11 protein-coding genes and 1 pseudogene are annotated in these 11,396 nt (G+C 69.8%); 6 read left to right on the top strand and 6 right to left on the bottom strand.

All coding sequences use genetic code 11. The annotated features are described in order from the left end of the window. The 4 genes and pseudogenes from ACIREE_RS41925 to ACIREE_RS41940 form a co-directional block, all read left to right on the top strand. Nucleotides 1–90: pseudogene (locus ACIREE_RS41925) on the top strand (flagellar motor protein MotB); the annotation flags it as partial. Nucleotides 91–251: 161 nt separating this feature from the next. Next, entirely contained in the window at nucleotides 252–839 is a 588-nt protein-coding gene (locus ACIREE_RS41930; protein WP_404164774.1) for a hypothetical protein, read from the top strand. 157 nt (nucleotides 840–996) lie between these two features. Beyond that, nucleotides 997–2,262, top strand: a complete 1,266-nt coding sequence (locus ACIREE_RS41935; protein ID WP_404164776.1) for a hypothetical protein — start codon at nucleotides 997–999, stop codon at nucleotides 2,260–2,262. 293 nt (nucleotides 2,263–2,555) lie between these two features. Next, nucleotides 2,556–2,990, top strand: a complete 435-nt coding sequence (locus ACIREE_RS41940) for a subtilase-type protease inhibitor (RefSeq protein WP_404164778.1) — start codon at nucleotides 2,556–2,558, stop codon at nucleotides 2,988–2,990. A 112-nt stretch (nucleotides 2,991–3,102) separates the two neighbouring features. Here the strand turns inward: ACIREE_RS41940 and ACIREE_RS41945 are convergent, their stop codons facing one another. From ACIREE_RS41945 to ACIREE_RS41965, 5 genes are all read right to left on the bottom strand, one after another. Further along, nucleotides 3,103–4,626, bottom strand: coding sequence for an FAD-dependent monooxygenase (locus ACIREE_RS41945; protein ID WP_404164780.1), 1,524 nt, complete (start codon nucleotides 4,624–4,626; stop codon nucleotides 3,103–3,105). A gap of 55 nt (nucleotides 4,627–4,681) precedes the next feature. Continuing rightward, nucleotides 4,682–5,380: a TetR/AcrR family transcriptional regulator gene (locus tag ACIREE_RS41950; RefSeq protein WP_404164782.1), complete on the bottom strand. Its 699-nt coding sequence runs from the start codon at nucleotides 5,378–5,380 to the stop codon at nucleotides 4,682–4,684. A gap of 66 nt (nucleotides 5,381–5,446) precedes the next feature. After that, nucleotides 5,447–5,668, bottom strand: a complete 222-nt coding sequence (locus tag ACIREE_RS41955; protein WP_404164784.1) for a hypothetical protein — start codon at nucleotides 5,666–5,668, stop codon at nucleotides 5,447–5,449. Nucleotides 5,669–5,809: 141 nt separating this feature from the next. Then, entirely contained in the window at nucleotides 5,810–7,033 is a 1,224-nt protein-coding gene (locus ACIREE_RS41960; protein ID WP_404164786.1) for a hypothetical protein, read from the bottom strand. 145 nt (nucleotides 7,034–7,178) lie between these two features. Then, complete coding sequence (locus ACIREE_RS41965; RefSeq protein ID WP_404164788.1) at nucleotides 7,179–8,042, bottom strand: alpha/beta fold hydrolase; 864 nt, start codon at nucleotides 8,040–8,042, stop codon at nucleotides 7,179–7,181. A 232-nt stretch (nucleotides 8,043–8,274) separates the two neighbouring features. On the opposite strand from ACIREE_RS41965, the gene ACIREE_RS41970 reads away from it, so the two are divergent. Continuing rightward, nucleotides 8,275–9,069 carry a SigB/SigF/SigG family RNA polymerase sigma factor gene (locus tag ACIREE_RS41970; protein ID WP_404164790.1) on the top strand — a complete coding sequence of 265 codons (795 nt, stop codon included), beginning with the start codon at nucleotides 8,275–8,277 and terminating at the stop codon, nucleotides 9,067–9,069. A gap of 152 nt (nucleotides 9,070–9,221) precedes the next feature. Here ACIREE_RS41970 and ACIREE_RS41975 read toward each other — a convergent pair whose 3' ends face one another. Further along, a complete protein-coding gene (locus tag ACIREE_RS41975; protein WP_404164792.1) occupies nucleotides 9,222–10,154 on the bottom strand; it encodes an NAD-dependent epimerase/dehydratase family protein in 933 nt (310 codons plus the stop codon). Nucleotides 10,155–10,327: 173 nt separating this feature from the next. Here ACIREE_RS41975 and ACIREE_RS41980 point away from each other — a divergent pair, with 173 nt between their 5' ends. Further along, nucleotides 10,328–11,266, top strand: a complete 939-nt coding sequence (locus ACIREE_RS41980; protein ID WP_404164794.1) for a LysR substrate-binding domain-containing protein — start codon at nucleotides 10,328–10,330, stop codon at nucleotides 11,264–11,266. The last annotated feature ends 130 nt before the right edge of the window (nucleotides 11,267–11,396 follow it).

Genomic DNA, 11,396 nt, shown 5'->3' on the forward strand with positions numbered 1-11,396 from the left:
ACCTCGATCACCCTGGACTGGCCCTGGAGCCCGCTCGTCGACCAGCGCGGCGCCACCCACCCGGCCACCTTCGTCAACCCCATCGGCTGACCAACACGGCCGACTACAGGCCGAATAGGGGGCGCCCCCCACAACGCCCCACCAAGCCCCACCACACAACTCACGGACGAACCCGAGCCCAGCGCTCGCCCACTCGCTCAATCGCTCGCTCCCCAGGAGCGACAGCCCCCACACAGAGGACAGACACCAGCATGCGTACTCGTAAGATCTCGGCACTGACCATGACCGCAGTGGCCCTCGGCCTGGCGCTGACGGCATGCAACAACGGCGCCGACGACGCGTCCCCCTCCGCGAGTTCCTCGAACTCCGCGAGTTCCACCAGCAGTTCATCGACGGCCACCAGCACCCCCCAGTCCGACCGGTCCGACCGGTCCGACGCCGCGCAGGGCCAGCCGTCGAGTGCGCCCGCCAAGTCCGACACGAAGTGCACGGACCAGCTCAACTACGCGGGTGACCCGCGCTCCAACGCGGAGATCAACTCCATCGGCGAGGACACCGGCACCTGCCCGCCGGTCCAGAAGTCGCAGTCCGACATGAAGTGCACCGACCAGCTCAACTACGCCGGCGACTCCCGCTCCAACGCGGAGATCAACTCCATCGGTGCGGACACCGGCACCTGCCCGCCCGTCCAGAAGTCCGGCGCGGCGTCGGGTACGCCGAAGGACCCCGACACCAAGTGCACGGACCAGCTCAACTACGCGGGTGACTCGCGCTCCAACGCGGAGATCAACTCCATCGGCGAGGACACGGGCACCTGCCCGCCGGTCAAGCAGAACTGAATCGCTGACCGTCGTGGGCGAGGTCGGGTACCTCACAGAAAAAGCCCAGGTTCCGAGAGCAACTGCTTGCTTCTGTACCGATTTGCTGTCCACGTCGGGATCGGGCCGGAGTCGATCACGCCGTCGCAAGATCGTTCACCTTTGTACGATCTTGCTCGTGAACCTGCGTAGCGCTCTCTCCCTCGCCGTGGCCACTGCCACGATCGTTCCCGTCTTCTGTCTGTCGGTCGGCCCGGCGTTCGCAACCGTGCAGACGGCGGCCGATGCGTCGTCACGGCCTACATACGCCGAGCTGAAGAAGGCCGCGGACGACGCGGACACGGCCCACGACAAGGCGGCCTCCGACAAGAAGGAGGGCCTGGAGAAGCTGAAGGCGCTGTTCGACGCCCTCGACCACGACGACACCAACCCGTTGCGCGCCGCGTACCTTGCGGCGGACAGGACGGCCACCACCGCCACGGCGGACCGGAAGGCCGCGGACGCCGCCGTCACCGCGGCCGAGGAGAAGCTGAAGGCCGCGGACGAGGCCGACAAGCCCGCCGCACAGCAGGAGTTGGAGACGGCACGCACCACCGCCGCAAAGGCCACCGACGCCGAGCGGGACGCCAAGGCCGAGCGGCAGAAGACGCTCGACGCGATGGATGACGTACGCGTCGCGGCGAGCCGTGACTACAACACCCTGACCAACGCGGAGAAGAAGACCGCCGAGGAGAAGAAGAAGGCCCACGCGGCGCTCGACGCCGCGAAGGAGTGCGTGCGCACGGACGACCTGACCGTGCTCGCCGACGGCCTCCCGGGGAAGGTCGTCGCCGGAACCACGACCGACTTCTCGCTGACCGTCGCCAACAGCAGCGAACGCACCCTGACGGTGCGGCCGTTGATGCTGTTCCGGCTGGACGCCACGAACGACCGCCAGCACTTCATGACCGTCCAGTGGTCGCGCGACGGCGCGCCGTGGCAGGAGCTCGCGCAGCGCGAGGAGCACCCGACGACGATCGAGGCGATGAAGCCCGGCTCGTCCACCGACGTGCGACTGCGTCTCACCTTGGCGAAGGACACCCCGGCCCTGAAGGCGTACGGGCTCGTGGCGGGCGATGCCTCCGACTCGTACAACCCGTGCGTGCTCGGCCCGATGAAGCGCTACGACTTCTCCGTGCTGAAGGCAGGCAGCGACGCCGCCGAGCCGGGTGAAGCCACTCCCGCCGAGGTCGCCGACACGGACCGGCCCGAGCCCGGCGACACCCCGCAGGGCGGCACCTCCGACAAGCCGGTGCACGAGGCGGGCGACGCGCAGCGCCACGACGGGGATCTGGCCTCTACGGGGTCCTCCGGCGCCCTACCGACCGCTGCCGTCGCTGCCGCGGTGGTGGCACTCGGCGCGGGTGCCGTGGTGGTGGCCAGGCGGCGGCGCACCGACAGCTGATCCACGCGCCCTGTTGTCCGCGGGCCCGCGGACGACAGGGCGCCGGAAGTGAGGTGTGGCCCGCGTAATCAGGCCGATTGTCGAACGCGGGCTAACCAGCCAGGTGGCGTCGAACGCATCCCGGTCGTCGCCCGGTTCCGGAGTCCATGCGTTCGATCTGCGCTACTTCTCGCCAGTGGTTCAGTACTCAAAGTTACTGAAACGCGTGTGCCGCATGTGTGTTTCTGGGGCCGACTCAGCAGACTCACGGCTGCCGAACCCGGCACTTCGACCGAAGCGGAAGGATGCACACCATGCTGATCACCGCGCGCCTGGCCACAGCGATCACCCTCACGGCTACCGCCCTGTTGGGACCGCTCAGCGGTACCGCACTCCCGAGCACCACCCCGTCCACGCACTCGATTTACGCCCCGTCCGCACTCGTCCTGACGGTGGCTCACGGCGACGACGCGGCGAGCGCCGCCCCCGATCGGGCGGTCACCCTGACCTGCGCCCCCAAGCCTTCGGGGACCCACCCGGCCACCACCCTCGCCTGCTCTCAACTCGCGTTGGTCGACGGTGACTTCGACCAGCTGCCGACCGAGGAGCACGCGGTCTGTACGCGCAAGTACGACCCCATCACCGTCACCGCGCAGGGCGTCTGGCGAGGCACCCGCGTCGCGTACGAGCACACCTTCGCCAATGAGTGCGTGAAGAGAACCGGGTCGACGGCGGTCTTCGCTTTCTGACCGACCTCGCTCCAGGGCCGGCGCGACAGTCCCGCACTGCCGCGCCGACCCGTCCGAGAGCCTGTCTTCGGGGCGTCGGCCCCGGCCCGCGTACGGGCACCCTTCGCCCGTACTACTGCTCCGGGCTGCCGAACCACCGGGCCGCGACCTGTTCGAACGTGGCGCGATCGGGGGTGTGCTCGCCGGCCCAGGCCACGACACCGTCGGGCCGAATCAGTACGGCTGCCAGCCCGAGGTCGTTGCGGACCGGGCCGGACGCGTACCGGATCCGGCCCTGCCAGCCCTTGGCGGCAGCCTGCAGCTCGCCGGGGCCGGCGAAGTCGAGTACCACGCCCTGCCCCTCGTGCATCAGGTCGCCGAGGCGGGCGCCGTCCTCGAAGCGGAAGTCCGGGGCGGTGCGTCCGACGAGCGGCTGCTCACTGCCCAGGTCGTAGTGGTGGAACAGCCCCGACGTCCTGCGGTAGGCGTGTGTCGTCCCGTCGGCAGTACGCATCAGGTCGAGGACCAGCTGCCGCAGGGCGGGGGCGTGGGAACCCGGCTTCATGGTCGCGACCTGGGCCCGCGACCAGTCGAGGACCGAGGCTCCGACAGGGTGGCGCTCACTGGTGTACGTGTCGAGCAGGTCGTCGGAAGCGTGGCCGTGGACGGTCGCCGCGAGTTTCCAGCCGAGGTTCACGGCGTCGCCGATACCGAGGTTGAGGCCCTGGCCCCCGAGGGGGGAGTGGAGGTGCGCGGCGTCCCCGGCGAGCAGCACGCGTCCCTTGCGATAGGTGGTCGCCTGCATGGCGCGGTCGGTGAAGCTGGAGGCCAGATGTACATCGGTCAGTGTCACATCGGTGTCCGTGATGCGGCGCAGGACCGACTGGAGGTGCTCGCGGGTCAGGGGCCCGGAGCGGTCGAACGTACCGCCGTCGAAGTCCATCATGCCCAGGTACCCCTCCAGCGGGGCCCGCAGGTACATGCCGTTCGGGGTCAGGTGGAACCCGAACGGCAGCTGCTCGGGGTCGGCGAGGGCGACGTTGGCTATGTAGCCGGTGAACAGCGGTTCGGTGCCGACGAAGTCGAAGCCGGCGAGCGTGCGCACCGTGCTGCGACCGCCGTCGCATCCCACCAGCCAGCGCGCCCGGAACTCCTTCCCGCCCGCGCTCGCGGTGACCGTACGGCCGTCCTGGGCCACGGCCGTGACGGGCGCGCCCCGCACGATCTCCACGCCCAGGGCGGCGGCTCGCTCGGACAGGACCGAGCCGACCGCCTCCAGACTTGTCAGGAAGCCCTCCATGGCCGGGCTCGGCAACCGGTCGGGGAGGGCGGCCACGTCGATGTCGGCCGCGTCGAGCATCATGCCCGCGAAGTGGCTCACGTCGCGGGGAGCCGGTGCCCGGACGGCCTCGGGGTCCGCGCCGACGTTCTTCTCGTCGACGCCCGAAGCCTTCGTCAACGCGGCCAGCAGTCCGCGGCGGTAGAACGTCTCGGCGGAACCGGCGTTCAGGCCCCGCAGTCCGAGCGGGAGCGCCTTCAGCGGCGCGCTGTGTTCCTCGTCCCGTTCGAGGACCAGGACGGAACAGCCGGACAGGGCGAGTTCGCCTGCCAGGAACAGACCGACCGGACCGCCGCCCGCGATGATGACGTCACGCATGAGGGTTTCCCTTCCGGAACGCAAGGGGGAGGGCCGACCTGCCGGATGAGGTGGGTCAGCCGAGATGGGTGAGGCCGTCGAGGACGATGGCGATACCGGTGAGGAACTGCTCACGGTCGTCGTGGCGTGCCATCTGGCCGGCGATCGCGTGCATGAACGGGTAGTCGTCGGGGGCGAGTTCGTGCCACGCCGCGGACGCGGCGTCGATGAACTCCTCGCGGTCCGCGTCGGGCTCGACACCGGAGGTGTCGCCTTCGATGCGGGCGTTCTGACTGACGGCTCCGAGGATGAAGTGCACGAGCGTCGAGGCCGCGTCGAACCACGAGGCCTGCGGCACGCCCAGCGCGCCGAGCTGCCGGCCGATCCTCTCGAAGATCCCCACCGTCACCGGGCCCACCGGGTTGCGGACGATCTGCAAGGTCAGTCGCGTCGCGAGCCACTGGTGCTCCGCGATCGCATCGAACAGGGCCAGCGCCACGACGCGGATCTCATCCCTGGGCGCCGCCCCCGCCCCGGCGGGCTTCGTTGCCAACGTGGCAGTGACGACCGTCTCGGTCGCCGCGTCCAGGAGATCGTCCCGCTTGCCGACGTGATACGAGATCGCGCCGGACCCGGTGGCCAGACGCTCGCTCAACGCCCGGACGGTCAGCGCGCCCTCGCCGCCCGCATCGAGCAGCTCGATCGCGGCCTCGATGATCTGCTCCCGGGAGAGCACCTGGTTACGCCGCTGAGCCCGGCGTGCTGGCGTCGTCATGCGTCCCATGATGACATATTTGGTGCGGCGTACCAATTTAGTTCAACGTACCAACACCGGGTGGGGCTACCCCTTGACCGGATCGGAACCCGGCTGCTTGACGATGCGATCGCCGATGGCGATCGCCTTCCAGAGGCCGCGGCTGATGCGGACCTCCACGGATTCGCCGTCGGAACGGCGGACCTTGACGAAGTGGTACATGTTCGAGCCGTCGAGCAGGCCCCGGGACTTGTCGACGACGGTGCCTTCCCAGGCCTCGTCGCGCCCGGCCTTGCGAGATTTGAACATGCTGATGAGTCTACGGAGAACGCCCGGTGCCGGTGCAGGGCCGTACATCCCCTGTCCGGGATGACACATGTCATGGCAGGAGGTACAGCGGGCAGCCGGCTGCCCGCTGCGGAACGCGCCGGTGTCCGGCCGCCGACGTGATCAGACGTGCGGCTCCGGTCGGCGGTCGGCGGCCGGGGTGCGCAGGCCGGCGACGGTGATCGCCACGACCAGCAGGGCGGCGAGCGCGGCGATCACCGCTGAGAGCGCGGGGAGCGGTGCGGGGACGCCCTCGGGCTGCAGCACCCGCGCGAGCGAGCCGGATGCGAGCCGGTCGTCCATGAGATGTCCGACGGCCAGCGCACCGGCCAGGAGGGCGGCGGCCACGGCCACGGCCGTCGAGCGGCTGAGGCAGAGCGCGATGCCCGCTGCGGCGCAGATGGCGGAGACGCCGATCGCGGCGGAGACGCTGACGGCGGACGACTGCGACCAGTCCATCGGGAAATGGGCCGCCGCGCAGAGCAGCATCAGCACACCCGCGGTGCGCCGCAGCCACATCTGGGGCCTGCTGCTGTTCCGGTTCTTCTGCGGGTGTGAGGCCTCCGCTGCCGTCTCGGGCTCGGCGGTCTCGGCGTGCTCGGCGGTCTCGGCGGGCGGAGCGGCCGGCGTGGAGCTGACCACGGGCGCGCCGTTGCCGCTGTGCTCGCCCAGGCTGCCGATGAGCTGTATCAGGTCCTCTACGGACCTGCTCGTGGCGGCGGCGTGCACGGCTTCGGCGCTGCTGTGCGGGTCGTGCGGGGAACGGGAGAGCAGCCGGACCAGGTGGGTGACGTCCGGGACGGGTCGCTCCTGTGCGGCGTGCCGGATGGCCTCGTCCATGTGGTCGGCGGGGTGTTGCGGCGGGCCGAGCAGTTCCACGAGCCGGGTGACGTCGTCCACGGAGCGGGCGACGGCGGCCAGGCGCAGGACGGACGCGGCGGTCGGCGCGCCGTCGGGTGTCTGCTCCAGACGGGTGACCAGGTCGGCGATGTCGTCCAGGGGCCGCGACAGCACGGCGATACGTATGAGCTCCTCCACTGCCTCGCCATCGGCATCGGGGGGCGCATCGAGGAGAGGCGCGGAGGTGGGCTCCTGCGAGGGGGCGAGGGCCGCCGCCTCTTCCCAGGTGACGCCGGTGTCGAGGTCGATGTCGGGGGTGGGGTGCAGTGCCTGGTCCTGCGGGGCGTCGGCCGTGTCGACGTCTGCCGCCCGCGGCCACGCCGGTGGCCGGGTGGGAGAGGGGGGCGGGGTGCCGAGCTGTGCGGTGCCCCAGTGGATCGGCGTGGAGACCAGGGGTTCGCCGGTCCCGGAAGCCTCGGACTCGGCAGAGAATGAGTCGGTAGCCATCGTCGCTTCTCCATTTCAGCGGGCGTCCTCGCCTCGCGCATCAACGTCAATCCGTTGTATGCACGCTTCTTCCGCCCCGCCACTGGAGAAGTGGCCCGCAGCACCGCGCACGCCCAGCTGAACGGGTGCGTACCAGGCGCGGGATTCACCGTCCGGCGAGGAAGCCCGACAGGGCGCCCACCAGCGCGTGCGGTGCCTGCTCGGCCATGTGATGACCTGAGTCGATCCCGTGCCCCCGCGCGTCCGTGGCCCACCGGTTCCACAGGCGAACGGGGTCGCCGTGCAGGCTCTGCAGATCGTCCCGGAGCGACCACAGCACGAGGGCCGGACAGTGAACAAGTGATCCGGCCGACCGGTCCGCCTCTTCGTGCTGCCGGTCGACGCTCAGGCCGGCCCGGTAGTCCTCCAGCATCGCTCGCACCACGCGCGGATCGCGGACGGCCGCACGGAACTCGGCGTGGTTCTCCGCGCCCATCGACAGCGGATCACCCCCGTACCACTGGTCGGGATCGGCGTTGATCACCCGCTCGGGCACGTCCGGCTGCGCGAAGAAGAACCAGTGGTACCAACTCGTAGCGAACTCCACGGTCATGGGCTCGAGGTGTTCGGTCAGCGGCAGGCAATCGGCGAAGGCCACACGTGTCACCGCCTCAGGATGATCAAGGACAAGGCGCAGGGCCACCAGCCCGCCGCGATCGTGGCCGACCAGCGCGAAGCGGCTGTGCCCCAACTCCCGCATCACCTCGACCACATCACCCGCGACCGCTCGCTTGCAGTGCGCTGTGTGATCCGGCGTCGGTTCGGGCCCTCGGGATCGGCCGTACCCCCGCAGGTCGGGGCAGACGACGCTGAACCCTTGATCGACCAGGAGGGGAGCGACCCGGTGCCACGTCGACGACGTACGCGGATGGCCGTGCAGCAGCACGACGGGGGGACCCGAACCGCCGTGGCGGACGAAGATCTCGGAATCACGCAGCCGCACCATCCGGCTGTCGAAGTGCTCGAACACAGCGGTCGTCCCCCGTCATCGGCGCTCGCTCACAGGGCCCTCAGGAACTGCTGAGGTGACCCGTACGGATCGCAGGAGTCCCTTCCGTTTGCCCCCGAGGGCGCGGGGCAGGCGGAAGATCAGTGCTTGGGATTACAGGCGCAGGCTGCGGGAGCAGTGTGCCTGCCTGGGTTGTGGGTTCGCTGGTGTTCGCGGTCACTTTGCCGGTAGCAGCGAACGACAGGACCCGCTCATGAGCACGCCCCACCCGCACGATGACGCGCCCCGGACCGCTGATCTCTTCCGCCGCCTCGCCGCGGCGCCCGAAGGTCCCGAACGCGCCCTGGTCGGCGAGGAGTTGGTCGAGGCCTGGCTGCCGATGGCGCACCGTCTGGCGCTGAAGTTCCGCGACCGGGGTGAGAACGTGGACGACCTCAAGCAGGTCGCGGCCGTGGGCCTGGTCAAGGCCGTCGAGCGCTACGACCCTGAGCGGGGCGCGTTCGAGTCCTATGCGGTGCCCACGATCACCGGCGAGATCCGTCGCCACTTCCGCGATCGCACCTGGGATGTGCGGGTACCGCGCCGGGTCCAGGACCTGCGCAACAAGGTCCGTACCGCCCGCCGGGAGGTCATGGACCGGCCCGGCCACCCCGCGGAGCCCCGCCTGGAGGAGATCGCCGTACAGGCCGGGATGACCATGGACGAGGTACGCGACGGAATGGAGGCCCTGGACAGCTACTCCGCCCTGTCCCTGGACGCCGAAGTCGGCGCGCAGGACGGCGGCTTCAGCCTTACGGACACCCTCGGCCACGCCGAACCCGCCTACGACGTCATCACCGACCGCGAAGCGGCCAAGGACGGCCTCAGGTCCCTGCCCGAACGCGAACGCACCATCCTCTACCTGCGCTACTTCGAGGACATGACGCAGGCCTCCATCGCCGAGCGGCTCGGCATCTCCCAGATGCACGTCTCCCGCCTCATCACCCGCAGCTGCGCCCAGGTCCGCAACTACGCCAACCGCACGTTCGAGCAGTCCATGGCCGCCTGACGAGACTCCTTCGCCGGGTCCGTTCGGCCGCGCCCGCCCAGCCCCGTCACGCGCAGAGTCATCGGAAAACCAACCGTCACCCGGCTGTACTCGGAGTGTGCCTTCAGCCGCAACTGGGCGTTGGTGTACGGCGGTTGAACGTGCATCACGCCTCATACGCGGCCGGCGGCCACCGAGTTCCTGACGGCGTCCAGACCTGCGGCGTGCGAAACCACGGGCGCGTATCCGAGTTCGGCCACTGCCTTGTCCGTCCGCAGAGTGCACTGCTGCCCGAGGAACCATCGATCGGGAACGGGGATCTCGCGGGCGGCGGTCCCGGCATCCAGATCGGGGATCGCGACATCGACGCCGTAGATCTCGAACTGGGTCTCCAGGAACGCGCGCAGAACGACGCGGTGCCGGTCGGTGACGAAGTAGGCCTGACCTGCCCGGCCGCGCCGCCATCCGAGCACGAGTCCTTCGACGGCGTTCTCGACGAACGTGATGTCAGTCGTGTGCCGGCCGCCGTCGATCCAGGCGAACTGCCCCGCCTTCGCCGCCGCGACCAAGCCCTCGACGAGGAAGCTGTCGGGGCCCCAGACGAACCTCGGGCGAATCGATACCGTGGCGAAGCCCGGGGTGTTCGCGTCGAGCACGATCCTCTCGGCCACGGCCTTCACCGCGCTGTACGCGGCTTGCGAGTCGGGCCGCAGCGGCGCGGTCTCGTCGACGTCCACGAGCGGGGCACCGGCGAGGAGCGCGGCTTCGCTCCCGCAGTGGACGAACCGTGGAACCTGCGCGTACCGGGCCGCATCGACGGCCGCCCGGGTGCCGCGCACCGTCACCAGCTCATGACGCTCACGATCAGCGGCGACGTCCGTCTCGGCAGCGAGATGGAACACCACATCGCTGCCCGCCACATCGTTCTGCCACGTGGTCGGATCGGTCAACCGGCCCCGCACGGGCTCCGCGCCCAGCGCCGCGACCTTTGCGGCCGACGTCCCACTCCGCACCAGAACCCTCACCGAGTGCCCCTCGGCGAGGAGCCGACGTACCAGCACCTGGCCGATGAAGCCCGAACCGCCGGTGATGAATGCCTGTGCCATAAACCTCTCCTTCGCTCTGTACGAGCGCTCTGTACGAGCGCTCTGTACGAGCGCTCTGTACGAGCCCCCTCGCCGCCTTGAGCGAGAAGGTGTCGTGGAGGAGAGCAACCAGGGGTGCGAATGGCTTCCCTTCGCCGCACTCATGCTTCGAAGGTCTGCGATAAGTTTTTTGGATGGCTTCTCTTCGGGCACTGGAGTGCCTCGTCGCGGTCGCGGACGCCGGATCGATCACCCAGGCCGCACTGCTGCTGCATTCATCGCAACCCGCGGTCTCCCATCAGCTCGCTTCGCTGGAACGTGAGACCCGGACACCTCTGCTTCGCCGCGAGCCCCGGGGTGTCAAGCTCACTCCCGCGGGTCGTGCCGCCGTCGCGGACGCCAGACGAGCGATCGAAGCGGCCGCCTCCGCGGTGAGGTCGGCCCGTGCTGCGGGTCAAGCGGCCGGAGGGGTCCTGCGGTTGGTCTGTGCGCAGAGCCTCACGGTGCCGCTGCTCGCCGCGGTGATTCGCCAGTGGCATCGCCGCTGCCCGGAGGTCGCGATCACGCTGCGCGAGTCCACGGCGATGGACGAGGCGCTCGGCCTCGTCGACGCCGACGAAGTGGACGTGGCAGTGCTGACCGCTCCTTCGGGCGGCCGCTTCACGGTCACCGCCGTCGCCGAGGAGGAGATCGTGCTGGCGGCACCCGCCGGCCACCCGCTGGCCGAGCGGTCGGCCGTACGCCTTGAGGACCTCGAAGGTGCGCCGCTCGTTCACTTCACACCGGACAACGGCCTCAGCGCCTGGCTCGACCAGTCCTTCGCCCGCGCCGGAGTCCACCCGGAGACGGTGATGAGGACATCGGTGACCGCGGCGGCACCACAGCTCGCGGCCGCCGGTCTGGGAATCGCCGTGTGCCCCGTGAGCGCGGTCAGCCACGGCTTTCCGGGAGCAGTGCGGTCGTTCTCTCCGCGATGGGTCAGGCAACTGGTGGCGGTGACGTCCGCGGAACCGGATCCGCTCGTCGCACGGTTCATCGACGACCTGCGCGGTCACGGCATGCGTGTGCCACGCGGTGTGCGGTCTCAGCTCGCACACGACGACGGTCATCCGGACGAGACGAGGCGTCAGTGAGGCGTCCGCGAGGCGTAAGCAGGGCATCAGCGAGACGTTAGTGAGGCGTTAGCGGTCGGCGACCGGACGTTAGTGGCGCCGGGCAGAGTCGTAGTCGTACCAGGGAAACAGCGACACCGACACCGATTGC

Origin of the sequence: Streptomyces sp. NPDC102467, from assembly GCF_044765445.1 — a bacterium.
In the GTDB taxonomy this organism is placed as follows: domain Bacteria; phylum Actinomycetota; class Actinomycetes; order Streptomycetales; family Streptomycetaceae; genus Streptomyces.